This window comes from Pseudomonas sp. ZL2, from assembly GCF_054788455.1.
This window is the reverse complement of sequence record NZ_JBGOGX010000003.1, coordinates 108,776-131,688: the sequence shown is the minus strand read 5'-3', so window position 1 is coordinate 131,688 and position 22,913 is coordinate 108,776. Positions and strand designations below refer to the sequence as shown.

The following is a 22,913-nucleotide window of genomic DNA, read 5'->3' as shown; positions in this document are numbered from 1 at the left end:
GTCCAAATGTGTCTCGACGTGAACATTTCCTACAAGGACAATGACTGCGTCCTCAAGTCGCAGGGTTGCCCTTGGCTGTCATACAGGCGTCATAATGGCCGCTTATAACTGTCGCGCTCGCCCGCCTGCGCGGGCTCAGGAGTCTGCCGTGAGCTTTACCCCCGCTAACCGTTTGTTTCCTGCCACCCGTCTGCGTCGCAACCGTCGTGACGACTTTACCCGTCGTCTGGTTCGCGAAAATGTTCTGACTGTCGATGACCTGATCCTCCCGGTGTTTGTCCTCGATGGCGAAAACCGCCGCGAAGAAGTCGCCTCGATGCCGGGCGTCGAGCGTTTGTCCATCGACCTGTTGCTGGAAGCTGCGCAAGAGTGGGTAAAACTGGGCATTCCGGCCCTGGCGCTGTTCCCGGTAACCCCGGTGGAAAAGAAATCCCTCGACGGCGCCGAAGCCTGGAATCCCGACGGTATTGCCCAGCGTGCCACTCGTGCCCTGCGTGAGCGTTTCCCGGAACTGGGGGTGATCACCGACGTTGCCCTGGACCCATTCACCACCCACGGCCAGGACGGCATTCTCGATGAAGAAGGCTACGTCCAGAACGACATCACCGTCGATGCCCTGGTACGCCAGGCGCTGTCCCATGCCGAAGCCGGTGCCCAGGTGGTCGCACCATCGGACATGATGGACGGCCGCATCCAGGCCATCCGTGAAGCCCTGGAGCTGGCCGGTCACGTCAACGTACGGATCATGGCCTACTCGGCCAAGTACGCCAGCGCCTATTACGGCCCGTTCCGCGATGCGGTCGGCTCGGCGCTGAACCTGGGCAAGGCCAACAAGGCCTCCTACCAGATGGACCCGGCCAACAGTAACGAGGCCCTGCACGAAGTGGCCGCCGACCTGTCGGAAGGTGCCGATATGGTCATGGTCAAACCGGGCATGCCGTACCTGGATATTCTTCACCGGGTCAAAGACGAATTCAAAGTGCCGACCTTCGTGTACCAGGTCAGCGGCGAGTACGCCATGCACATGGCGGCGATTCAGAACGGCTGGCTCAGTGAAGGGGTTATCCTTGAATCCCTCACCGCTTTCAAACGGGCGGGCGCCGATGGCATCCTCACCTATTTCGCTGTTCGCGCTGCTCAATTGATGAGAGGGCAGTAACGCCCTTCAGGAACGCTAGATGAATAACGAAGTACTTACCGACGTCGCTGTGAAAGACGCCCAGCCTGTGCCCGAGCAGATGGTCGAGACCCCGCCGGAACCGCCTGCGGTTGCCGAGCCTGCGCTCGAAGCCCCTGCGGTAGAGGCGCCAGCTCCGGCACCGGTGGCCGCGCCGGCCATCGTCATTCCCGGCCTGGACGACAGCAGCCTGTACATTCATCGCGAATTGTCCCAGCTGCAGTTCAACATCCGCGTGCTGGAACAGGCGCTGGATGAGTCCTATCCATTGCTGGAGCGACTGAAGTTCTTGCTGATCTTCTCCAGCAACCTGGATGAGTTCTTCGAAATTCGTGTGGCGGGCCTGAAGAAACAGATCACCTTCGCCCGTGAACAGGCCGGCGCCGACGGCTTGCAGCCGCACCAGGCGCTGGCGCGGATCAGCGAGCTGGTGCACAGCGAAGTCGATCGCCAGTACGCGATCCTCAACGACGTGCTGCTGCCGGAGCTGGAAAAACACCAGATCCGCTTCATCCGCCGCCGGCACTGGAACACCAAGCTCAAGACCTGGGTGCGGCGCTTCTTCCGTGACGAGATCGCACCGATCATCACCCCGATCGGCCTCGACCCGACCCACCCGTTCCCGTTGCTGGTGAACAAGAGCCTGAACTTCATCGTCGAGCTTGAAGGCGTCGATGCCTTCGGTCGTGATTCAGGCCTGGCGATCATCCCGGCGCCGCGTTTGCTGCCGCGGGTGATCAAGGTGCCGGAGGAAGTCGGGGGGGCTGGCGACAACTATGTGTTCCTGTCGTCGATGATCCACGCTCACGCCGATGACCTGTTCCAGGGCATGAAGGTCAAGGGCTGCTACCAGTTCCGCCTGACCCGTAACGCCGACCTGGCGCTGGACTCCGAGGATGTCGAAGACCTGGCCCGGGCCCTGCGCGGCGAGCTGTTCTCGCGCCGTTATGGTGATGCCGTGCGCCTGGAAGTGGCCGACACCTGCCCCAAACACCTCTCCGACTACCTGCTCAAGCAGTTCAGCCTGAGCGAGAGCGAGCTGTATCAGGTCAATGGCCCGGTCAACCTGACCCGGCTGTTCAGCATCACCAGCCTGGACAGCCACCCGGAGCTGCAATACACGCCGTTCACCCCGGCGATCCCCAAGCTGTTGCAGAACAGCGAGAACATTTTCAGCGTGGTCAGCAAGCAGGACATCCTGCTGATGCACCCCTTCGAGTCGTTCACTCCGGTGGTCGACCTGCTGCGCCAGGCGGCCAAGGACCCGCACGTCCTCGCCGTGCGCCAGACCCTGTACCGCAGCGGTGCCAACTCGGAGATCGTCGACGCGCTGGTCGACGCCGCGCGTAACGGCAAGGAAGTCACTGCGGTGATCGAATTGCGTGCGCGTTTCGACGAAGAGTCCAACCTGCAGATGGCCAGCCGCCTGCAGGCTGCTGGTGCGGTGGTGATCTACGGCGTGGTCGGCTTCAAGACCCACGCCAAGATGATGCTGATCCTGCGCCGCGAAGCCGGCGAGATCGTCCGCTACGCGCACCTGGGTACCGGTAACTACCACGCCGGCAACGCCCGCCTGTACACCGACTACAGCTTGCTGACCTCCGATGACGCCCTCTGCGAAGACGTCGGCAAGCTGTTCAGCCAGCTGATCGGCATGGGCAAGACCTTGCGCATGAAGAAGCTGCTGCACGCGCCGTTCACCCTGAAAAAGGGCATGCTCGACATGATCGCGCGCGAAACCCAGTTCGCCCTCGACGGCAAGCCGGCGCACATCATCGCCAAGTTCAACTCGCTGACCGATCCGAAGATCATTCGCGCGCTGTACAAGGCCAGCCAGTCAGGGGTGCGTATCGATCTGGTGGTGCGTGGCATGTGCTGCCTGCGCCCGGGCATTGCCGGGGTATCGCACAACATTCAGGTGCGCTCGATCATCGGCCGCTTCCTCGAACACACGCGGGTGTTCTACTTCCTCAATGGCGGCGAAGAGCAGATGTTCCTCTCCAGCGCCGACTGGATGGAGCGCAACCTCGACAAGCGCGTCGAGACCTGCTTCCCGGTCGAGGGCAAGAAGCTGATCCTGCGGGTGAAAAAGGAACTGGAAGGGTACCTGACCGACAACACTCACGCCTGGATCCTGCAGCCGGATGGCCGCTACGTACGCAGCACGCCAACCGGCAACCAGAACCCGCGCAGTGCCCAGGCCACTCTGCTCGAGCGCCTGAGCAATCCGGTGCTTATCGTACGCTGAGTACGAAGCCGACCCGGGCCAGCCACTCGGCCTCCAGGCCGAAGTCGGCCTGGGTCAGCTGGTTTTCATCCAGCCAGCCCACAGGGAACTCGACGTCCAGGCTGTCGCCTTTGGCGTGCAGGGTCACCGTGGGCATCTGCTGGGTGCCGCGGATGTGGTGGAACAGGATCGCAAAGCGCAGCAGCACGCACAGGCGGATCAGCTTGGCGGCGTCGTCGCCGAACTCGGCGAACTTGTCCTTGGGAATGTTGCGCCGGTGGCCGCGTACCAGCAGCGCGAGCATCAGTTGGTCTTCCCGGGAGAAGCCGGAAAGGTCGGAGTGCTCGATCAGGTAGGCGCCGTGCTTGTGGTAATGGTAGTGGGCGATGTCCAGGCCCACTTCATGCACCTTGGCCGCCCAGCCTAGCAGTTCACGCCAGATACCGTCTTCCAGGTCCCAGTCCTTGGCCACCTGGTCGAAGGCATGCAGGGCCTTGCGCTCGACCCGTGCCGCCTGTCCCTGATCAACGTGGTAACGCTCCATCAGCGAGGTCAGGGTGCGCTCACGTACGTCTTCGTGGTGATGGCGGCCAAGCAGGTCGTAGAGCACGCCTTCGCGCAGAGCGCCGTCGCAGTGATCCATGCGTTGCAGCTCAAGGGCGTCGAAAATCGCTTCCAGGATCGCCAGGCCTGCCGGGAATATCGCCCGGCGGTCGGGTTTGACCCCGTCGAAGTCAATCTTGTCGGTTTCCCCCAGCTTGAACAGCTTGCGTTTGAGCCAGGCCAGGCCTTCGGCATTGACCTCGCCGCTGCCCATGCCACCGGATTTCAGCGCCAGGCCAATGGCGCGGATCGTCCCCGAAGAGCCGATGGCTTCATCCCAGGTCAGGCGGTGCAGGGCGTTTTCAATGCTCATCAGCTCCAGGCGTGCGGCGGTGTAGGCCTGGGCGTAGCGCGCCGGGGTGATCTTGCCGTCGCGGAAATAACGCTGGGTGTAGCTGACGCAGCCCATCTGCAGGCTTTCGCGCAGCAGCGGCTCGAACCGCTGGCCGATGATGAATTCGGTGCTGCCGCCGCCGATGTCGGCGACCAGGCGCTTGCCCGGGGTGTCGGCCAGGGTATGGGACACGCCAAGGTAAATCAGGCGGGCTTCTTCACGACCGGAGATGACTTCCACCGGGTGGCCAAGGATGGCTTCGGCGCGGCGGATGAATTCGCCACGGTTGCGCGCCTCGCGCAGGGCGTTGGTGCCAACGATGCGTACGGCGCCATCGGGCAGGCCGTTGATCAGTTGGGCAAAACGCTTGAGGCAGTCCAGGCCGCGTTGCATGGACTCTTCGCTGAGCTGGCGCTCTTCGTTGATGCCGGCGGCCAGCTGAACTTTTTCGCCGAGCCGCTCCAGGATGCGGATCTCGCTATGGTGGGCCTTGGCGACCACCATGTGGAAACTGTTGGAGCCCAGGTCTATGGCAGCGATCAAGGACAGATTCTTGGCTGTGGTTTGCGGCATGGTCATGGGTTCTCGGTCGATAACCCGGCAATCCTGCCACGATCCGGCGCTGGCGCCAACGCGCAGCGTATCAAGGCTTGATATGGGGCAGGTTGTGCGGGAAATATGATTTTCCCGTGACAGCAGCGATATGCGCGGTCATGCACAACTATAGTTACACTCAATCGTTCCCGGCTTCCTGTAGGCGGCGGGTGCAGCTATGATGGGCCACGTTTTTTTGCTTACGACCTTGGAGACTTCCATGAGCAGCGATCTTATCAAACACGTCACCGACGCCACCTTCGAAGCCGAAGTTCTGAAGGCTGAAGGCCCGGTGCTGGTCGACTACTGGGCTGAATGGTGCGGCCCTTGCAAAATGATCGCGCCGGTTCTGGACGACATCGCCGCTAGCTACGCGGGCAAACTGACCGTCGCCAAGCTGAACATCGACGACAACCAGGAAACCCCGGCCAAGCACGGCGTGCGTGGCATCCCGACGCTGATGCTGTTCAAGAACGGCAACGTCGAGGCCACCAAGGTCGGCGCGCTGTCGAAATCTCAGCTGGCAGCCTTCCTGGACGCCAATATCTGAGTGAAAAAAGCCCCGCATTCGTCGGGGCTTTTCTTTATCTGGTGACTAGACGCCAGAAAAAGCAGGTGTTACATTCGGCCTCGCACTGTTTCTTCGGTGCCCTCTGCACGCCGTCGCCGACGCATCCCTAATTCGAATCAGTACGCGATCCTGTCGCCTTCTTTGCGGCGCGGCTTCATTAAGCCAGAAGCTTAATTCCCCCTTCTTACATGATTACGTCACTCCCCTTATGAACCTGACTGAACTCAAGCAAAAGCCGATTACCGATCTGCTCGAAATGGCCGAACAGATGGGCATAGAAAATATGGCCCGTTCGCGCAAGCAAGATGTGATTTTCTCCCTGTTGAAAAAGCATGCGAAAAGCGGCGAGGAAATCTCCGGTGACGGCGTGCTGGAGATTCTCCAGGACGGCTTCGGCTTCCTGCGCTCGGCCGATGCCTCGTACCTGGCCGGCCCGGACGACATCTACGTGTCGCCAAGCCAGATCCGCCGTTTCAACTTGCGTACCGGCGACACCATCGTCGGCAAGATCCGCCCGCCAAAAGAAGGCGAGCGTTACTTCGCCCTGCTGAAAGTCGACACCATCAACTTCGACCGGCCGGAAAACGCGAAGAACAAGATCCTGTTCGAGAACCTGACGCCGCTGTTCCCCAACGAGCGCCTGAAGATGGAAGCCGGCAACGGTTCCACCGAAGACCTCACCGGCCGGGTTATCGACCTCTGCGCCCCGATCGGCAAAGGCCAGCGCGGCCTGATCGTCGCTCCGCCAAAAGCGGGCAAGACCATCATGCTGCAGAACATCGCGGCCAACATCACCCGTAACAATCCCGAGTGCCACCTGATCGTCCTGCTGATCGACGAGCGCCCGGAAGAAGTGACCGAAATGCAGCGCACCGTGCGCGGCGAAGTGGTTGCCTCGACTTTCGACGAGCCGCCAACCCGCCACGTGCAGGTTGCCGAAATGGTCATCGAGAAGGCCAAGCGCCTGGTTGAACACAAGAAAGACGTGGTCATCCTGCTCGACTCCATCACCCGTCTGGCCCGTGCCTACAACACCGTGATCCCGAGCTCCGGCAAGGTCCTCACCGGTGGTGTCGATGCCCACGCCCTGGAGAAGCCGAAGCGTTTCTTCGGTGCCGCGCGTAACATCGAAGAAGGCGGTTCGCTGACCATCATCGCCACCGCGCTGGTCGAAACCGGCTCGAAGATGGACGAAGTGATCTACGAGGAGTTCAAGGGTACCGGCAACATGGAGCTGCCCCTGGACCGCAAGATCGCCGAGAAGCGTGTCTTCCCGGCCATCAACATCAACCGTTCGGGTACCCGTCGCGAAGAGCTGCTGACCGCCGACGACGAGCTGCAGCGCATGTGGATCCTGCGCAAGCTGCTGCACCCAATGGATGAAGTTGCTGCTATCGAGTTCCTGATCGACAAACTCAAGCAGACCAAGACCAACGACGAGTTCTTCTTGTCGATGAAGCGCAAGTAAACTGCTGCGCTGGGCAAGAGCCGGGGCGACCCGGCTTTTTGCTATCTGTACTTTGGCTATTCTGAGCAGCCGAGTTCGGCGCTACACTCTGCAGCCCGACCGCTACGGCAGCCAATACGAGGCTTTTGCATGCAGTATCGCGATTTGCGCGACTTTATCCGTGGCCTGGAACAGCGCGGCGAACTCAAGCGCATCCAGGTGCCGATCTCTCCAGTCCTGGAAATGACCGAAGTCTGCGACCGCACCCTGCGCGCCAAAGGCCCGGCCCTGCTGTTCGAAAAACCTACCGGCTTCGACATTCCGGTGCTCGGCAACCTGTTCGGTACCCCGGAGCGGGTAGCCATGGGCATGGGTGCCGAGTCGGTCAGCGAGCTGCGCGAAATCGGCAAACTGCTGGCCTTCCTCAAGGAGCCCGAGCCGCCGAAAGGCCTCAAGGACGCCTGGTCGAAGCTGCCGATCTTCAAAAAGGTCGTGGCGATGGCGCCGAAGGTGGTCAAGGATGCGCCGTGCCACGAAGTAGTCATCGAAGGCGACGATGTCGATCTGGGCCTGCTGCCTGTGCAGCATTGCTGGCCGGGCGACGTTGCGCCGCTGATCACCTGGGGCCTGACCGTTACCCGCGGGCCGAACAAGGACCGCCAGAACCTGGGTATCTATCGCCAGCAGGTAATCGGCCGCAACAAGGTCATCATGCGCTGGCTGAGCCATCGCGGCGGCGCCCTGGACTATCGCGAATGGTGCGAAAAGCACCCCGGCCAACCCTTCCCGGTGGCCGTGGCCCTGGGCGCCGACCCGGCGACCATTCTCGGTGCTGTGACGCCGGTGCCTGATACCCTGTCCGAATATGCCTTCGCCGGCCTGCTGCGCGGCAACCGCACCGAGCTGGTCAAATGCCGTGGCAGCGACCTGCAGGTGCCGGCGACAGCCGAAATCATTCTCGAAGGCGTGATCCATCCGGGCGAAATGGCCCCGGAAGGGCCGTACGGCGACCACACCGGTTACTACAACGAAGTCGACAGCTTCCCGGTGTTCACTGTCGAGCGCATCACCCACCGCACCAAGCCGATCTACCACAGCACCTACACTGGCCGTCCGCCAGATGAGCCGGCGATCCTCGGCGTGGCGCTGAACGAAGTGTTCGTGCCGATCCTGCAGAAGCAGTTCCCGGAGATCACCGACTTCTACCTGCCGCCTGAGGGCTGCTCGTACCGCATGGCGGTGGTGACCATGAAAAAGCAGTACCCGGGCCACGCCAAGCGCGTAATGCTGGGTGTCTGGTCGTTTTTGCGACAGTTCATGTACACCAAGTTCGTTATCGTCACCGACGACGATATCAATGCGCGGGACTGGAACGACGTGATCTGGGCAATTACCACGCGGATGGACCCCAAGCGCGATACGGTGATGATCGACAACACCCCGATCGATTACCTGGACTTTGCTTCGCCGGTGTCCGGGCTGGGATCAAAAATGGGCCTGGATGCCACCCACAAGTGGCCGGGTGAAACCACCCGCGAGTGGGGCCGGGTCATCGTCAAGGATGAGGCCGTCACTCGGCGGATCGATGAGCTTTGGCATCAGTTGGGAATAGACTAAATGCAGGTAACCTTGCAGCCGTCCGGGGCCGTGTTGGCGCTCAAGCCCGGAGAAAGGATTCTGGATGCGGCGCGGCGCCTGGGCTACGACTGCCCGCAGAGCTGTCGCAACGGTAACTGCCATGTCTGCGCCGCGCTGCTGGTCGAAGGCCGGGTGCGCCAGGATGGCGTCGAGCGTGATCACGGCGAGCTGTTCACTTGCATCGCCGAGCCCCTGGAGGACTGTGTCTTGTTGTGGGATGGCGTGCTGGCCCTGGGCGAATTGCCGGTACGGACCCTGGCCTGCCAGCTCAGCGAATGCGTGGAAGTCGGCGGCGACGTCTGGCGCGTGCGCCTGCGTGCGCCAGCCGGCAAGCCACCGCGCTACCATGCTGGGCAGTACCTGATGATCGAGCGTGACAGCGGCGACAAGGCCGCCTTCTCGCTGGCCTCGGCACCGCACACTGGCCGCGACCTTGAGCTGCATGTGCTGGCCCGCGAGAACAGCGCACTTGAGCTGATCGCCCAGTTGCAACGCAATGGCATGGCACGGCTCGAGATGCCGTTTGGCGACACGCACCTGGCGGAGTTGCCCGACGGCCCGCTAGTGCTGATCGCCGCCGGTACCGGCATGGCGCAGATGCACAGCCTGATCGAGCATTGCCGGGCCAGCGGTTTCAAGCACCCGGTGCACCTGTACTGGGGCGTGCGTCTGCCGGACGACTTCTACCAGATCGAGCACTGGGCCGAATGGGAGCACCTGCCCAACCTGTTCCTGCACAAGGTGGTCAGCGATCTGTGTGGTTGGGAAGGGCGCTGCGGCCTGCTGCACCAGGCGGTGTGTGAAGACATCAGCGACCTGGCCGGTGTGCATGTCTATGCCAGCGGCTCGCCGAACATGATCTATGCCACGCTCGATGCCCTGGTCGAAGCCGGCATGGATGCGCATCAAATGCGCGCCGATGTATTCGCTTATGCCCCACGCAATTGAATGACGGAATAAGGCACGCTGCAACAGCGTGCCGGCTTAAATAACGGTTGGCGTTGCCCGTGGTGATAAGCCAATAATTATTGGCAACAACGAAAATAACTTTCGCTACACTTGAAACAGTGCACCTGTTATCGCACCTGCACGGCCGTTGTTGCCGTCTCCGGTGGCCTGGGGGCTTGTATTGCAGCGCTTATCTGCCGTACGGTAACTCGGTGCGCAGTGCTTTGGCTTATAGTGCAGTGCTTTGGTAATTCACGGGGAAGTGTGGCGGCAGCTATGTCGGCGATCGAAACTGCATCTTTGAATGTGGCATATCCTCCTTTGCTTGATTTCGGGGAACAATTAACCCGCGAGCAACTTGTACATTCAGTTCAACACACCATGTCCCGGCATCAGGGCGGCCCGGTGTGGTTGTTTGCCTACGGCTCGTTGATCTGGCGCCCGGAGTGCAATGCCGCCGAAAGGCGCCGGGCGCGGGTGCATGGTTATCATCGTGGTCTGTACCTGTGGTCCCACGAGCACCGCGGCACGCCGGAATGCCCGGGTCTGGTCTTCGGCCTGGATCGCGGTGGTTCGTGCAGCGGTTTCGCCTACCGCTTGCCGGACGACTGCCTGGAAGAATCGCTGCTGGCCTTGTGGCAACGGGAGATGCCTTACCCGGCCTATCGTCCGCACTGGCTCAATTGCCGTCTTGAGGATGGCAGCAAGGTCCAGGCCCTGGGCTTCGTACTCGAACGCCACTTGCCGTGCTACGCCGGCAATTTGCCGGACACCTTGCTCAGTCAGATCTTTGCCAGTGCCAAGGGTCGTTATGGCACTACCCGCGACTATGTCGAGCAGACCCTCGATGCCCTGCGCAGCCACGCCATGCCGGATCGCAATCTGGAGGCGCGCTTTCGGCGTTGTCATTCCAGGTAGGAGCGGGCTTGCCCCGCGATGAGGTCGGTAATGTGGGAGGCATCGCGGGGCAAGCCCGCTCCCACAGCTTCAGCTGTTTAGGCCATGGTCACTACCAGCTTGCCTACCGCCTTGCGCTGGCCAAGCATCTCGATGGCTGCACCGGCTTCAGCCAGCGGGAAGGTTTGCGACACCAGCGGCTTGAGCTTGCCCTCGGCAAACCAGGCAAACAGCTGCTGAAAGTTCGCCGCGTTGTCAGCCGGCTGGCGTTGGGCAAAGGCGCCCCAGAACACCCCGAGCACCGCCGCACCCTTGAGCAGCGCCAGGTTCACCGGCAGCTCGGGGATGCGTCCGCTGGCAAACCCGACCACCAGCAGCCGGCCATTCCAGGCGATACCGCGCACCGCCTGGTCAAACAGGTCGCCACCCACCGGGTCGTAGATCACATCGGCGCCATTGCCGCCGGTCAGGCGTTTGATCTCGTCCTTGAGGCTGGCTTCGCTGTAGTTGATCAGCTCGTCGGCACCGGCAGCCTTGGCCACGGCCAGCTTCTCGGGACTGCTGGCTGCGGCAATCACCCGCGCGCCCATGGCTTTGCCAATTTCCACCGCCGCCAGGCCGACACCGCCGGAAGCACCGAGCACCAGCAGGGTTTCCCCGGCCTTGAGCTGGCCGCGCTGGCTGAGCGCATGCATCGAGGTGCCGTAGGTCATGCCGAAGGCCGCAGCGGTGGTGAAGTCCATCTGCGCTGGAATCGGCAATACGTTATAGGCCGGCACCGCCACCTGTTCGGCAAAACTGCCCCACCCGGTCAGGGCCATGACCCGGTCGCCGACCTTCAGGTGGCCAGCCTTTTCGCCCACGGCGCTGACCACGCCAGCGGCTTCGCCACCCGGCGAGAATGGCAGTGGTGGTTGGAACTGGTACTTGCCTTCGATGATCAGGGTGTCGGGAAAGTTGACCCCGGCGGCCTGCACGTCCAGCAGGATCTCGTTCTTCTTCGGCACCGGGCTGGCGACGTCTTCCAGGACCAGGTTTTGCGCCGGGCCAAGGGCTTTGCACAACACTGCTTTCATCGGGACTATTCCTTTGCGCGTAGTGGCCGATAAGTGTAGGTGGGCGAGGTGCCGGGTCAACGAGCATGGCCCGCCCTGATAGGCCGGCATAAGCCCGGGCTTGGGTTTGACCGGTGCGCTGGGTATGCTGGCGCCAACTGTATGAGGAGCGAATTCGTGAAAGCGTGGATCTTGATGGTACTGGCGCTGATGCTGCCGATGGCGGCCATGGCCGAGGAAGCCAAGGAAGGGGAACCGAAGGTTTCCTATATTTCCCTCACCCCGCCTTTTGTGGGTAACTACGCCCTCGATGGCGGGTCGAAATTGCGCGTGTACAAGGCCGACGTGGCCCTGCGGGTCAACAGCGACGCCGCGGCGGCAGCAGTGCGTCATCACGAGCCGTTGATCCGTAACCAGCTGGTTGCCCTGTTCACCCAGCAGAACCTCGAGAGCATGAGTAACGTCGAGGCCAAGGAAAAGCTGCGTCAGGAAGCCCTGAAGCAGGTCCAGCAGGTGCTCGAAACCGAAGAAGGCAAGCCGACGGTCGACGACCTGCTGTTCAACAACCTGATCGTCCAGTAATCACGACGTCAGGCTGCGGCGAAAGCGCGCCAGGGCAATCGCGAAGAAGGCCAGGCCAATGGCGGCGAGCGCTGCGATGTCTGGCCAGACTACTTCCAGCCCGGCGTCACGGAACAGGATGGCTGCACTCAGGCTGACGAAGTGGGTCGAGGGCGAGCCCTGCATCACCCACTGCAGCCACTGCGGCATGCTGTCCAGTGGCGTGCTGCCGCCCGAGAGCAACAGCATCGGGATGATCACCGGGATGGCCAGCAGGCCGAACTGCGGGGTCGAGCGTGCCAGGGTGGCGAGGAAGATCCCCAGCGCGGTGCTGGCGAACAGGTACAGCGCCGTCACCGCCAGAAACAACCCCAGCGATCCCGCCAGTGGCACCCCCAGCGCCCCTTTGACGATCACTTCCAGCGACACCCAGGTGCACAGCACCACCACCAGGGCGTTGCTGCCGATCTTCGCCAGCATGATTTCCAGGGCGGTCAGCGGCAGCACCAGCAGGTGGTCGAGGGTGCCGTGTTCGCGCTCGCGCAGCAGTGCCGTGCCGGTGAGGATGATGGCCAGGATGGTGATGTTGTTGACGATCTGGATCACCGCCAGGAACCAGCCACCCTCAAGGTTGGGGTTGAACAGCGCCCGGGCACTGAGCAGTGCCGGGCTGCCGGCAGTGGCCGAGCCCTGGTTGGCGTAGTCGAGCAGTTCGCGTTCGACGATCCGGCCGATGTAGCCGGCGCCCATGAATGCCTGGCTCATGGCCGTGGCGTCGACGTTGACCTGCAGCTCCGGCGAGCGTCCGGCCAGCAGGTCGGTCTGGAAGTTCACCGGCACGTTGATCACAAAGGTGTAGCGGCCGCTGTCCATGGCCTGGTCGAGCTGATCGTAGGCCAGTGGCACAGCGCGCTGGAACTCCGGTGGTTGCAGGGCTTCGGCGAGTTTGCGCGAAACCAGGCTATGGTCTTCGTCGATCACCGCGACGCTGGCGTTGTGCACGCCGATCACCGAGCCTGCGGCCGGCATGTAGATCGCCACGCTGAAGGCATACAGCAGGAACAGCAGCAGCACGCTGTCATGACGCAGGCTGGTCAGCTCCTTGAGCCCCAGGCGCAGGGTGTGTGCCAGACGATGCATCAGACCTCCTGCTTCTTCAGCATGGCCAGACTCAGGCCGGTGAAACCGACAAAGAAGCCCAGCAGCGCCAGGCATTGCGGCCAGAGTTCACGCAAGTCCAATGCCTTGGTGAAGGTGCCGACAGCGATATCGAGAAAGTAACCGGCCGGGAACAACTGCCCCATCAAGGCCGCAGCGCCGTCGAGCGAGGAGCGCGGCACGATCAGCCCGGAGAACTGAATGGTCGGCAGGCTGGTGATGATCATGGTGCCGAGGATCGCGGCGATCTGGGTGCGGGTGAAGGCCGAGATCAGCAGGCCCAGGCTGGTGGTCGCCAGCAGGTACAGCAAGCCACCGCAGGCCAGTGCCAGGGCGCTGCCCTTGAACGGCACGCCGAACAGCCAGCGGTTCATTGCCACCAGCAGCGCCAGGTTGATCATGCTCACCGCCAGGTACGGCGCCTGCTTGCCGAGCAGGAACTCCAGGCGGGTCAGTGGCGTGGCATAGAAGTTGGTGATCGAGCCCAGTTCTTTCTCGCGCACGATACCCAGCGCGGTGAGCATCGCCGGAATGAACGCCAGGATCAGCGCCATCACCCCGGGGCCGATGGCGTTCACGCTGACCACATCCTGGTTGTAGCGAAAGCGGGTTTCCAGGCGCACCGGGGTTTGCCCGGGCCGGGACTTGCTGCTCAGCGCCGCCAGTTGTTCAAGGTTGGCCTGGTGCACGGCCTCGACATAGTTGCGGCTGGTCTCGGCGCGAAACGGCATGCCGCCATCCAGCCAGGCCGCGACTACCGGCTGGCGCCCGGCGTACAGGTCGCGGCCAAAGCCTGGCGGAATCTCCAGGGCCAGTTTGATTTCCGAGCGCTGCAGGCGTTTATGCAACTGTGCGGCATCGCGGATCGGTGTCTGCTCGGCGAAGTAGCGTGAGCCGCGGAAGGCTTCCAGGTAAGCGCGGCTTTGCGGGCTCTGGTCCTGGTCGTAGACGGCGAAGGCGAGGTTCTCCACATCCAGGGAGATGCCATAACCGAAGATCACCATCATGAACAGCGCGCCGAGCAGGGCGAAAGCCAGGCGCACCTTGTCGCGCAGCAGTTCCTTGCCTTCGCGGGTGGCGACGGCGAACAGGCGCTTGAGGCTGAAGCCGCGGCGCAGGTGCAGCGGCGCTGCGTTGGCTGGAGTATCGAGCTGGGTGCTGACCGTCGGCGCTTCGCTGGCTCCCTGAGCCTGTTCCAGGCAGGTGACGAAGGCGTCTTCAAGGGTCTCGCCACCAAACTGCTGCTGCAGCGCCGCCGGGGTATCGCAGGCCAGGACCTTGCCGGCATGCATCAGGGAAATCCGGTCGCAGCGCAACGCTTCGTTCATGAAGTGGGTGGAGAGGAAGATCGTCACCCCCTGGTCTCGCGACAGCTCGATCAGCAGGCGCCAGAAATCATCGCGGGCGGCGGGATCGACGCCTGAGGTGGGTTCGTCGAGGATCAGTACTTCCGGGCGGTGCAGCACTGCCACCGCCAGTGACAGGCGCTGGCGCAAGCCCAGGGGCAGGGCGCCGGACTGCTGGTCGGCGATGGCGCCCAGGTCGAAACGCTCGATCAACTCGGCGATACGCGGGCCACTCTCGGCCTTGGGCAGGTCGAACAGCCGCGCATGCAGGTCAAGGTTCTGTCGCACGCTGAGTTCGCCATACAGCGAGAAGCTCTGGGACATGAAACCGACGCGCTTGCGCGTGGCCAGGTCCTTGGCGTTCACCGGGCGGCCGAGCAGGGTGGCGCTGCCTTCGCTGGCCGGCATCAGGCCGGTGAGCACCTTCATGGTGGTGGTCTTGCCGCAGCCGTTGGAGCCGAGAAAACCGAAGATCTCGCCACGGCCGATGGCGAAGCTGACCTTGTTCACGGCGGTGAAGTCGCCGAAGCGCAAAGTCAGTTCGTGGGCCTCGATGGCGATCTCGGCATTGCCGGTGTCACGCGCAGGGATCACCAATGGCTGCTGGCTGTGCTGGCTGTCGCCCTGGAAGTGGGTAAAGGCGTCATCGAGCTTGTGGCTGGCGGTGGCTGCGGCCAGTTCTTCGCTCAAGCCCGCGGCAATCAGCCGGCCACGATCAAGCATCAGGCAGTGTTCAAACTGTTCGGCTTCTTCCATGTAGGCCGTGGCCACCAGCAGGGTCAGTTGCGGTCGCTCCTGGCGTACCTGTTCGACCAGCTCCCAGAAGCGCCGGCGCGACAGCGGGTCGACGCCGGTGGTGGGTTCGTCGAGAATCAGCAGGTCCGGTTCGTGGATCAGCGCACAGCACAGCCCGAGCTTCTGCTTCATGCCGCCCGACAACTTGCCCGCCGGGCGCTCGGCAAAGCGCAGCAGGTCGGTGGCCAGCAGCAGGTTGTGCATGCGCTGTTCGCACTCCTTGGCGCCAAGGCCGAACAGGGTGGCGAAGAAGCGGATGTTCTCGCTGATCGAAAGCTCAGGGTAAAGGTTATTGCCCAAGCCTTGGGGCATGAAGGCGATGCGCGGGTACAGGTTGTTGCGATGGCGGCGCTGGCGGATCGAGCCGCCGAGCACCTGCAGCTCGCCGTTTTGCAGTTTCTTGACCCCGGCGATCAGCCCGAGCAGGCTCGACTTGCCGGCGCCGTCCGGGCCGATGAGGCCGCAGCGGGTGCCAGCCGGCAGGCTGAAGGCGATGTCCTGCAGGGCACTCAGCCCACCGTAGCGGTGGTTGATGCCCTCGGCGTTCAGCGCCAGCGCGCTCATTGCAGGTTGGCCGGCCAGTCCACATCAGCGGTGCGCACATAGCCTGCGCCCGGCATGCCGGGTTTGGCCTGGGGCACGGCGCTCGGTTCGGTCAGGCGCAGCTTGACCCGGAACACCAGCTTCTGGCGCTCGTCACGGGTTTCCACTTGCTTGGGGGTGAACTGTGCCTTGGCCGCGACGAAGGCAATTTTCGCCGGCAAGGCCCGGTCGGGCAGGGCGTCGAGGACGATGCGCGCCTGGTCGCCGACAGTCAGGCGGCCTGTGGTGGAGGCGGGCAGGTAGAGGTTCATGTACTGGTCGCTCGGGTCGATCAGCATCAATACGCGGCCGCCAGCACCGAGCACTTCGCCAGGTTCGGCCAGGCGCAGCTGGATCACGCCGTTGATCGGCGCGCGCAGGCTGCTGTCGTCGATTTCGCTGGTCAGTTGCGCGACCTGGGCTTCGGCAGCGCCGATGGCCGCCTTGATTGCCGCCAGTTGCGCGCGGGCGGCGACCACGGCCGAGTTGCTGGTGTCGTAACGGGCCTGCTGCTGGTCGAGCAACTGCTGGCTGGCATATTTGCGCTGGAAGATTTCGCGTACGCGCTTGAGCTCCTGGCTGGCCAGCAGTTGTTCGCTCTGGCGCAATTGCACCGTGGCCTGGGCCGCGGAGTAGTTCTCCCGGGCGCGCAGCACTTCGGCTTCGGCCTGGCTGCGCTGGGCTTCGAGGGTGCGGGTGTCGATGCGGGCGAGCAACTGGCCCTGTTTGACCGTATCGCCTTCATCGACCAGTACTTCGGCCAGGCGCCCGGGGATCTTGCTGGCGATCTGCACTTCAGTGGCTTCGAGCCGGCCGTTGCCCATGCTCAGGCCTTCGGGCAAGCGGTCATGCAGGGACTTCCAGTAGCCCAGGCCACCTGCGGCCAGGAGCAGGGCGATCAAGGCGCCGGCGAAGAGTTTGGGGGTGTGTTGGCTCATCGACATGGTTGGGCAATCCTTGCTGCATTAACGTCAAATTGTGACGCTGCACCGGTCCTGGTGCGTTGATGTTCGTCAAATGAGCGGCAATCCTACCCTGTTTAACGCAGTGCGAGTACCGCTGCCCATTGTTCGGCGGTGACCGGCATCACCGAAAGACGGCTGCCTTTGTGCACCAGCGGCAGTTCGGCCAGGGCGGTTTGCTGCTTGAGGTAGCCCAGTTGCAGGACCTTGCCGAAGGTTTCGACATGGGCGACATCCACGGCGCTCCACGGGTTCTTCTCGTCGTTGGCCTTGGCGTCGAAGTAATGGCTTTGCGGGTCCAGCGCAGTGGGGTCGGGGTAGGCTGCGGCGCTGATGCGGGCGATGCCGGCAATGCCCGGCTCCGGGCAGCTGGAGTGGTAGAAAAAGAACAGGTCACCGACCGCCATGGCGCGCAGGAAATTACGCGCCTGGTAGTTGCGCACGCCATCCCAGCGCGCTTCGCCAAGGCGCGCCAGGTCCTTGATCGAGAGTTCGTCGGGCTCGGATTTCATCAGCCAGTAGGCCATGGGTGGTGCTCCAGACAATGTTTGAAATAACCTGTTTCAGGAAACCGACGGTCGGTTGGCGTCAACGTTTGCGTGTCGCCTCAGGTTGTCGGAGAATGCGCGCATTTTAAGCTTGACGCTGCTGCAACAACAAAAACGTTGCTGACAACGTGATCAGTTTGCCTGAGGGGGGCAATCGATGAATCGCAAACCGGATTTGCTCTGGATTCTGGTGTTTCTGTTCGGTTTGGGTGTTGTCACTACCGGTTATGCGCAAAGCCTTTGGGAACGCAAACTCGACGCCCCCTACGAAATGCCGGTCAATCCGCAACAGCGTTGATTGCCCTTGCTGGCGCCTATCAATCGGGTGCCAGGTACCAGCCACGGTCCGAGACCGTCCCCTGCAGCGGCACATCCCAACTGGCTTGCGCCAGTCGCTCGACCTTCTGGCATTCATGCGCCAGGCCCAGCAGCAATGGCTTTTTCCAGGCCTTGCGGCGGGCCTGATAGGCCAGGCTGCGGTCATAGAAACCGCCGCCCATGCCCAGCCGACCACCCACTTCATCAAAACCCACCAGCGGTAGCAGGATCAGGTCCAGCGCCCAGATCGGCCGTTGCCGGGCCAGGCTGATGTGCGGCTCGGGGATGCGAAAGCGGTTGGGCCGCAGCTTCTCGCCGGCTTCGATGCGCTGGAACACCATCTTGGTCTTCGGCCAGGCGTGCAGCACCGGCAGGTAGGTGCGCTTGCCGCGACGCTGGGCTTCACGCATCAGCAGACGCGGGTCGATCTCGCAATCATTGGGCAGGTACAGGGCGATGTGTCTGGCCCGGCGAAACAGCGGGTGCTGCGCCAGCTGACGGTACAGGCCTCTGGCTGCCTGGCGCTGTTCGGCCGGCGTCAGGGCGCGGCGGGCATCGCGAAGCAGGCGGCGAAGTTGGGGGCGGGTAAGCGGCGCGGTGTCGGTCATGGCACGGGCGGTCCCAGAGAGGGCTGCCACCTGCGGGTGACAGCTCGATTGCCCGCGCAGAAGGGCGGGCAAAGGTAATTCAGGCTCCCCGACGAACCGCTGTCGGTGTAGCCCTTGAACCCGAAAGTTCAAGGTGGAGATTGCAGGAGGCGTTAAGGCTTTCCGTCAAGCGGACATGCACACCGGCCCCACGTGCAACCCCCGTGGTTGTGCGTATCGGCTCAGGGACATGACCGACTGGCAAGCACTCCAGGGAGTGGCGCCAGTATACCGATACTCAACCCTTATTTGAATCTTGATCGTCGGCCAATGCCTGATCGACGCGTTCAAGCAGGTCGCGCACCTGTTCACGGTTAACGCCAGTGCCCGTCGCTTCCGGGCGTTCCTGGTTGTGCAGCAGGTCGTGGGTGATGTTCAGTGCGGCCATCACGGCAATCCGGTCGGCACCGATGACTTTGCCGCTGCTGCGGATTTCGCGCATCTTGCCGTCCAGGTAGCGCGCGGCGCTGACCAGGTTGCTGCGTTCTTCCGGCGGACAGATGATCGAATACTCTTTGTCGAGAATCTGAACAGTGACGCTATTGCTTGAGCTCATGAGTCTTGCTCCAGGGCCTTGAGTCGCAAAATCATCGATTCGACCTTACGCCGGGCGATTTCATTTTTTTCGATGAGGTGGGCGCGCTCTTCGCGCCAGGATTTTTCCTGAGCTAATAAGAGTGCATTTTGCCGTTTTAGTTGCTCGACCCGCTCAATCAGCAGTTCGAATCGGCCCATCAGCGCTTGCAGATCGTTCTCTTGCATTGGTTGCCACTCGATTCGGTCTTGCGGGTGGTTGCCCGGTTTATGCCCTGGCCGGCCCGGAGTTGGCCGCGTCGATGGTCTTGGCGCGCCTGCCGGTGCTAGGATACAAGGTCTTCATTCTAGTCATTGCGCCGTCTGGCGCCTAGTTGCCCATGCCCAATACCAATTCGCCGTACACCGCCTTCGCCACCTTGCTCAGCAGCAACGGGCATCCTGTTTCCCCTGCCGAACTGCACGGGCTGTTGCTCGGGCGCAGCTGCGCCGGTGCTGGCTTCGATGCCGACGCGTGGCTGGCAGACGCCGCTGGCCTGCTGGAAAGCGAGCCGGTAGACAACGTTCGTAACGCTTTGATCGGCCTGCAAGAAATGGTCAAGGGCGAACTCACCAGTGACGATATCACCGTCGTGCTGTTGCTGCCGGGTGATGATGAGCCGCTGACCGAGCGTGCTGCCGCCCTGGGTCAATGGTGCCAAGGCTTCATTGCCGGTTTCGGCCTGAACGCCGGTGGCAAGGAACTGAGCACCGAGGCCAAGGAAGTGCTGCAGGACCTGGTCGCGATCTCTCAGGTTCAGGACGCCCTGGAAGAATCCGAAGACGGCGAAAACGATTACATGGAAGTCATGGAATACCTGCGTGTCGCCCCGCTGCTGCTCTACACGGAGCTGGCAAAGCAGCCGGTCGAGCCTGCGGCCAAACCTTCGCTGCACTGATCAACCAGGGACTGCCACTGCCCATGAGCCACATCCCCAAGTCGGAATACGCCCGTCGACGCAAGGCGCTGATGGCGCAGATGGAACCCAACAGCATCGCCATCCTGCCCGCCGCCGCGGTTGCCATCCGCAACCGCGACGTCGAGCATGTGTACCGCCAGGACAGCGACTTCCAGTACCTCAGCGGCTTCCCCGAGCCCGAGGCGGTGATCGCTCTGATCCCTGGCCGCGAGCACGGCGAATACGTACTGTTCTGCCGCGAACGTAATCCCGAGCGCGAGCTCTGGGACGGCCTGCGTGCTGGCCAGGAAGGAGCGATCCGCGATTTTGGCGCTGATGACGCCTTCCCCATCACCGATATCGACGACATCCTCCCCGGCCTGATAGAAGGCCGTGACCGGGTGTATTCGGCCATGGGCAGCAACCCCGAGTTCGACCGCCACTTGATGGAGTGGATCAACGTGATCCGCTCCAAAGCGCGCCTGGGTGCGCAGCCGCCGAACGAATTCGTTGCCCTGGATCATCTGCTGCACGACATGCGCCTGTATAAATCGGCGGCGGAAGTGAAAGTGATGCGCGAGGCCGCGGCGATTTCCGCCCGTGCCCACGTGCGGGCCATGCAGGCCTGTCGCGCCGGTCTGCGCGAGTACAGCCTGGAAGCCGAACTGGACTACGAGTTTCGCAAGGGCGGGGCGAAGATGCCGGCCTACGGCTCGATCGTCGCCGCCGGGCGCAATAGCTGCATCCTGCATTACCAGGAGAACGACGCGCCGCTCAAGGACGGTGACCTGGTGTTGATCGACGCCGGTTGCGAGATCGACTGCTACGCCAGCGACATCACCCGTACCTTCCCGGTCAGCGGGCGTTTTTCGCCGGAGCAGAAGGCTATCTACGAGCTGGTATTGAAGGCTCAGGAAGCCGCCTTTGCGGTGATCGCCCCGGGCAAGCACTGGAACCACGCCCACGAAGCCACGGTGCAAGTGATCACCGAAGGCCTGGTGGAGCTGGGCCTGCTCAAGGGCCAGGTGCAGGAACTGATTGATAGCGAAGCCTACCGGGCCTTCTACATGCACCGCGCCGGGCACTGGCTGGGCATGGATGTGCACGATGTCGGCGAGTACAAGGTCGGTGGTCAGTGGCGCGTGCTCGAGCCGGGCATGGCCCTGACCGTGGAACCCGGCATCTATATCGGTGCCGATAACCAGAGTGTCGCGAAGAAGTGGCGCGGCATCGGTGTGCGAATCGAGGATGACGTAGTGGTAACCAAGCAGGGCTGTGAAATCCTGACCTCCGGCGTACCCAAGACGGTTGCCGAAATCGAAGCCTTGATGGCTGCTGCGCGCAGTGACGCGGCATGAGCCGGGTCAATCTGGCGATCATTGGCGGCGGCCTGGTCGGCGCCAGCCTGGCCCTGGCCCTGCAAGCCGGGGCCAAGGCCCGTGGCTGGAAGATCCTGCTGATCGAGCCGTTCGCCCCTGGTGACAGTTTTCAGCCGAGCTACGATGCCCGTTCTTCGGCGTTGTCCTTCGGTACCCGGCAAATCTACGAACGCCTCGGCCTGTGGCAGCAGATCAGCCGCCGCGCCGAGCCGATCCGCCAGATCCAGGTCTCCGACCGCGGGCGCTTTGGCGCCACCCGCCTGGATGCCCTGGAAGAAGGCGTGCCGGCGCTTGGCTATGTGGTCGAGAACGCCTGGCTCGGCCAGTGCCTGTGGAAGGGCCTGGACGCCGAGGTGGTGAGCTGGCGCTGCCCGGCGGAAGTCACCGCCATGCAGGCGTTGGAAGACGGCTATCGGCTGTCGCTCAACGACGACACCACGCTTGAATGCGACCTCGCGGTACTGGCCGATGGCGGCCGCTCCGGCCTGCGCGAGCAACTGGGCATTCATGTCAGCCAGCGGCCGTACAACCAGAGCGCCCTGATCGCCAACATCACCCCGAGCGAAGCCCATTGCGGCCAGGCCTTCGAGCGCTTCACCGATGACGGGCCGATGGCCTTGCTGCCATTGCCGGAAAACCGCTGCGCGCTGGTCTGGACCCGCGCCGGGATGGACGCCAAGCGTTTGGCCGAACTGGACGAGCGCAGCTTCCTCAGCGAGCTGCAGGACGTGTTTGGCTACCGCCTGGGCTCGCTGCGCCAGGTTGGCGCCCGGCATTTGTATCCATTGTCGCTGGTCGAGGCCCAGGAGCAGGTGCGCCCGCACCTGGTGGTGCTCGGTAATGCCGCGCACAGCCTGCACCCGATTGCCGGGCAGGGTTTCAACCTGTCGCTGCGCGATGTGCAGTCGCTGGCCGAAGGCCTGCTGGCCAGCCCAGGTTTGCCGGGAGATTTCGCCACACTGCAAGCTTATCGCGAGCGTCAGCGCCTGGATCAGGACCTGACCGTGGGCTTCTCCGACCGTGTGACTCGTTTGTTCGGCAGCGCCCAACCGTTGGTGGCCACCGGCCGTAACCTGGGCCTGCTCGGCCTTGACCTGCTGCCCCCGGCCAAGCGCTGGTTCGCCCGCCAGGCCATGGGCCTGGGCACTCGCCCGGACCCACGGAACTGAACATGAGCGACCCGCGCAAACTGGCCCGGCGCGCGCGCAGGCTGCGCTGGCTGCTGAACATCTATCCGCCGTACCTGGGCGCGGGCATCCGTGTGCTCAGCGTCAGCCCCGACCTGCGCCATATCCGTGTGCGCATGGGCCTGCGCTGGTTCAACCGCAATTATGTCGGCACCCAGTTCGGCGGCAGCCTGTATGCGATGGTCGACCCGTTCTACATGTTGATGCTGATGGAGCTGCTCGGGCGTGAGTACATCGTCTGGGACAAGGCCGCCAGCATCGACTTCGTGTCCCCGGGCAAAGGCCCGGTGTTCGCCGACCTGCGCATCGACGATGCGCTGCTCGACGACATCCGCCAGCACACCGCCGGCGGCAAAAAGTATCTGCCACGACTTCAGGTCGATATCCGCGACGCCGCCGGTGAGCTGGTGGCGCGGGTCGACAAAACCCTTTACGTGCGGCTCAAGCCGCAAGCGAGACAGGCTTAA

General features: G+C 62.9%; 22 protein-coding genes and 1 other RNA gene. 13 read left to right on the top strand and 10 right to left on the bottom strand.

Going from position 1 to position 22,913, the window contains the following annotated elements; translation table 11 throughout:
• The first annotated feature begins 148 nt into the window (after positions 1-148).
• Together hemB and ppk1 are read left to right on the top strand one after the other, a co-directional pair.
• Entirely contained in the window at positions 149-1,159 is a 1,011-nt protein-coding gene (gene hemB, locus ABM562_RS04260; RefSeq protein ID WP_115084772.1) for a porphobilinogen synthase, read from the top strand.
• Between the two features lie 19 nt (positions 1,160-1,178).
• Entirely contained in the window at positions 1,179-3,425 is a 2,247-nt protein-coding gene (ppk1, locus tag ABM562_RS04255; RefSeq protein WP_134064911.1) for a polyphosphate kinase 1, read from the top strand.
• Here the strand turns inward: ppk1 and ppx are convergent.
• Complete coding sequence (ppx, locus tag ABM562_RS04250) at positions 3,412-4,914, bottom strand: exopolyphosphatase (RefSeq protein ID WP_115084999.1); 1,503 nt, start codon at positions 4,912-4,914, stop codon at positions 3,412-3,414. The genes ppk1 and ppx overlap by 14 nt on opposite strands.
• 241 nt (positions 4,915-5,155) lie before the next feature.
• Here ppx and trxA point away from each other — a divergent pair, with 241 nt between their 5' ends.
• The 5 genes from trxA to ABM562_RS04225 all read left to right on the top strand — a co-directional run bounded on the left by trxA (position 5,156) and on the right by ABM562_RS04225 (position 10,457).
• The gene (gene trxA, locus ABM562_RS04245; protein ID WP_038998114.1) at positions 5,156-5,485 is read left to right on the top strand and encodes a thioredoxin TrxA; all 330 of its coding nucleotides are present in this window, start codon (positions 5,156-5,158) and stop codon (positions 5,483-5,485) included.
• A 229-nt stretch (positions 5,486-5,714) separates the two neighbouring features.
• On the top strand, positions 5,715-6,974 hold the full coding sequence (gene rho, locus ABM562_RS04240; RefSeq protein ID WP_028942380.1) for a transcription termination factor Rho: 1,260 nt from the start codon (positions 5,715-5,717) through the stop codon (positions 6,972-6,974).
• Positions 6,975-7,103: 129 nt separating this feature from the next.
• Positions 7,104-8,570, top strand: coding sequence for a 4-hydroxy-3-polyprenylbenzoate decarboxylase (gene ubiD / locus ABM562_RS04235; RefSeq protein ID WP_115084774.1), 1,467 nt, complete (start codon positions 7,104-7,106; stop codon positions 8,568-8,570).
• A complete protein-coding gene (locus ABM562_RS04230; protein ID WP_460420974.1) occupies positions 8,571-9,539 on the top strand; it encodes a CDP-6-deoxy-delta-3,4-glucoseen reductase in 969 nt (322 codons plus the stop codon).
• A 276-nt stretch (positions 9,540-9,815) separates the two neighbouring features.
• Complete coding sequence (locus ABM562_RS04225) at positions 9,816-10,457, top strand: gamma-glutamylcyclotransferase (protein ID WP_115084776.1); 642 nt, start codon at positions 9,816-9,818, stop codon at positions 10,455-10,457.
• A 77-nt stretch (positions 10,458-10,534) separates the two neighbouring features.
• On the opposite strand, the gene ABM562_RS04220 is transcribed toward ABM562_RS04225, so the two are convergent.
• Positions 10,535-11,512 carry an NADPH:quinone oxidoreductase family protein gene (locus tag ABM562_RS04220; protein ID WP_460420972.1) on the bottom strand — a complete coding sequence of 326 codons (978 nt, stop codon included), beginning with the start codon at positions 11,510-11,512 and terminating at the stop codon, positions 10,535-10,537.
• Positions 11,513-11,668: 156 nt separating this feature from the next.
• Here ABM562_RS04220 and ABM562_RS04215 point away from each other — a divergent pair, with 156 nt between their 5' ends.
• The gene (locus ABM562_RS04215; protein ID WP_115084778.1) at positions 11,669-12,073 is read left to right on the top strand and encodes a flagellar basal body-associated protein FliL; all 405 of its coding nucleotides are present in this window, start codon (positions 11,669-11,671) and stop codon (positions 12,071-12,073) included.
• Here the strand turns inward: ABM562_RS04215 and ABM562_RS04210 are convergent, their stop codons facing one another.
• The 4 genes from ABM562_RS04210 to ABM562_RS04195 form a co-directional block, all read right to left on the bottom strand.
• The gene (locus tag ABM562_RS04210; protein ID WP_115084779.1) at positions 12,074-13,192 is read right to left on the bottom strand and encodes an ABC transporter permease; all 1,119 of its coding nucleotides are present in this window, start codon (positions 13,190-13,192) and stop codon (positions 12,074-12,076) included.
• Positions 13,192-15,915, bottom strand: coding sequence for a ribosome-associated ATPase/putative transporter RbbA (gene rbbA, locus ABM562_RS04205; protein ID WP_460420970.1), 2,724 nt, complete (start codon positions 15,913-15,915; stop codon positions 13,192-13,194). Before rbbA ends, ABM562_RS04210 begins: the two co-directional genes overlap by 1 nt.
• Positions 15,912-16,877 carry an HlyD family secretion protein gene (locus tag ABM562_RS04200; RefSeq protein WP_415842464.1) on the bottom strand — a complete coding sequence of 322 codons (966 nt, stop codon included), beginning with the start codon at positions 16,875-16,877 and terminating at the stop codon, positions 15,912-15,914. Before ABM562_RS04200 ends, rbbA begins: the two co-directional genes overlap by 4 nt.
• Positions 16,878-16,972: 95 nt before the next feature.
• Complete coding sequence (locus ABM562_RS04195) at positions 16,973-17,422, bottom strand: EVE domain-containing protein (RefSeq protein WP_134064905.1); 450 nt, start codon at positions 17,420-17,422, stop codon at positions 16,973-16,975.
• 178 nt (positions 17,423-17,600) lie between these two features.
• Here ABM562_RS04195 and ABM562_RS04190 point away from each other — a divergent pair, with 178 nt between their 5' ends.
• Complete coding sequence (locus ABM562_RS04190; RefSeq protein WP_165392175.1) at positions 17,601-17,741, top strand: hypothetical protein; 141 nt, start codon at positions 17,601-17,603, stop codon at positions 17,739-17,741.
• A gap of 19 nt (positions 17,742-17,760) precedes the next feature.
• On the opposite strand, the gene ABM562_RS04185 is transcribed toward ABM562_RS04190, so the two are convergent.
• From ABM562_RS04185 to ABM562_RS04170, 4 genes are all read right to left on the bottom strand, one after another.
• Positions 17,761-18,369, bottom strand: a complete 609-nt coding sequence (locus ABM562_RS04185; RefSeq protein ID WP_115084782.1) for a 5-formyltetrahydrofolate cyclo-ligase — start codon at positions 18,367-18,369, stop codon at positions 17,761-17,763.
• 81 nt (positions 18,370-18,450) lie between these two features.
• Positions 18,451-18,628: non-coding RNA, 6S RNA (gene ssrS / locus ABM562_RS04180), on the bottom strand.
• An 18-nt stretch (positions 18,629-18,646) separates the two neighbouring features.
• Positions 18,647-18,964 (bottom strand): cell division protein ZapA, encoded by a 318-nt coding sequence (locus ABM562_RS04175; RefSeq protein WP_115084783.1) that lies wholly within the window; start codon positions 18,962-18,964, stop codon positions 18,647-18,649.
• Positions 18,961-19,170 carry a TIGR02449 family protein gene (locus ABM562_RS04170; protein ID WP_010221172.1) on the bottom strand — a complete coding sequence of 70 codons (210 nt, stop codon included), beginning with the start codon at positions 19,168-19,170 and terminating at the stop codon, positions 18,961-18,963. The genes ABM562_RS04175 and ABM562_RS04170 overlap by 4 nt, the downstream gene beginning before the upstream one ends.
• Before the next feature lie 152 nt (positions 19,171-19,322).
• On the opposite strand from ABM562_RS04170, the gene ABM562_RS04165 reads away from it, so the two are divergent.
• The 4 genes from ABM562_RS04165 to ABM562_RS04150 are packed head-to-tail and all read left to right on the top strand — an operon-like array spanning position 19,323 to position 22,913.
• Positions 19,323-19,880: a YecA/YgfB family protein gene (locus ABM562_RS04165; RefSeq protein ID WP_115084784.1), complete on the top strand. Its 558-nt coding sequence runs from the start codon at positions 19,323-19,325 to the stop codon at positions 19,878-19,880.
• Positions 19,881-19,903: 23 nt separating this feature from the next.
• Positions 19,904-21,238 carry a Xaa-Pro aminopeptidase gene (pepP, locus tag ABM562_RS04160; protein WP_115084785.1) on the top strand — a complete coding sequence of 445 codons (1,335 nt, stop codon included), beginning with the start codon at positions 19,904-19,906 and terminating at the stop codon, positions 21,236-21,238.
• Positions 21,235-22,428, top strand: coding sequence for a 2-octaprenyl-6-methoxyphenyl hydroxylase (gene ubiH / locus ABM562_RS04155; protein ID WP_460420966.1), 1,194 nt, complete (start codon positions 21,235-21,237; stop codon positions 22,426-22,428). The genes pepP and ubiH overlap by 4 nt, the downstream gene beginning before the upstream one ends.
• Positions 22,429-22,430: 2 nt before the next feature.
• Complete coding sequence (locus ABM562_RS04150; protein ID WP_115084787.1) at positions 22,431-22,913, top strand: DUF4442 domain-containing protein; 483 nt, start codon at positions 22,431-22,433, stop codon at positions 22,911-22,913.

What these genes read in the sequence shown, in the direction of transcription:
- ABM562_RS04190 (WP_165392175.1), top strand. Translation starts at nt 17,601, where the DNA reads ATGAATCGCAAACCGGATTTGCTCTGGATTCTGGTGTTTCTGTTCGGT.
- ABM562_RS04195 (WP_134064905.1), bottom strand. Translation starts at nt 17,422, where the DNA reads ATGGCCTACTGGCTGATGAAATCCGAGCCCGACGAACTCTCGATCAAG.
- ppk1 (WP_134064911.1), top strand. Translation starts at nt 1,179, where the DNA reads ATGAATAACGAAGTACTTACCGACGTCGCTGTGAAAGACGCCCAGCCT.
- ubiD (WP_115084774.1), top strand. Translation starts at nt 7,104, where the DNA reads ATGCAGTATCGCGATTTGCGCGACTTTATCCGTGGCCTGGAACAGCGC.
- ppx (WP_115084999.1), bottom strand. Translation starts at nt 4,914, where the DNA reads ATGCCGCAAACCACAGCCAAGAATCTGTCCTTGATCGCTGCCATAGAC.
- ABM562_RS04210 (WP_115084779.1), bottom strand. Translation starts at nt 13,192, where the DNA reads ATGCATCGTCTGGCACACACCCTGCGCCTGGGGCTCAAGGAGCTGACC.
- ABM562_RS04225 (WP_115084776.1), top strand. Translation starts at nt 9,816, where the DNA reads ATGTCGGCGATCGAAACTGCATCTTTGAATGTGGCATATCCTCCTTTG.
- ABM562_RS04175 (WP_115084783.1), bottom strand. Translation starts at nt 18,964, where the DNA reads ATGAGCTCAAGCAATAGCGTCACTGTTCAGATTCTCGACAAAGAGTAT.
- rbbA (WP_460420970.1), bottom strand. Translation starts at nt 15,915, where the DNA reads ATGAGCGCGCTGGCGCTGAACGCCGAGGGCATCAACCACCGCTACGGT.
- ABM562_RS04220 (WP_460420972.1), bottom strand. Translation starts at nt 11,512, where the DNA reads ATGAAAGCAGTGTTGTGCAAAGCCCTTGGCCCGGCGCAAAACCTGGTC.
- ABM562_RS04165 (WP_115084784.1), top strand. Translation starts at nt 19,323, where the DNA reads ATGCCCAATACCAATTCGCCGTACACCGCCTTCGCCACCTTGCTCAGC.
- ABM562_RS04230 (WP_460420974.1), top strand. Translation starts at nt 8,571, where the DNA reads ATGCAGGTAACCTTGCAGCCGTCCGGGGCCGTGTTGGCGCTCAAGCCC.
- ubiH (WP_460420966.1), top strand. Translation starts at nt 21,235, where the DNA reads ATGAGCCGGGTCAATCTGGCGATCATTGGCGGCGGCCTGGTCGGCGCC.
- ABM562_RS04170 (WP_010221172.1), bottom strand. Translation starts at nt 19,170, where the DNA reads ATGCAAGAGAACGATCTGCAAGCGCTGATGGGCCGATTCGAACTGCTG.
- pepP (WP_115084785.1), top strand. Translation starts at nt 19,904, where the DNA reads ATGAGCCACATCCCCAAGTCGGAATACGCCCGTCGACGCAAGGCGCTG.
- ABM562_RS04200 (WP_415842464.1), bottom strand. Translation starts at nt 16,877, where the DNA reads ATGTCGATGAGCCAACACACCCCCAAACTCTTCGCCGGCGCCTTGATC.
- rho (WP_028942380.1), top strand. Translation starts at nt 5,715, where the DNA reads ATGAACCTGACTGAACTCAAGCAAAAGCCGATTACCGATCTGCTCGAA.
- ABM562_RS04185 (WP_115084782.1), bottom strand. Translation starts at nt 18,369, where the DNA reads ATGACCGACACCGCGCCGCTTACCCGCCCCCAACTTCGCCGCCTGCTT.
- ABM562_RS04150 (WP_115084787.1), top strand. Translation starts at nt 22,431, where the DNA reads ATGAGCGACCCGCGCAAACTGGCCCGGCGCGCGCGCAGGCTGCGCTGG.
- trxA (WP_038998114.1), top strand. Translation starts at nt 5,156, where the DNA reads ATGAGCAGCGATCTTATCAAACACGTCACCGACGCCACCTTCGAAGCC.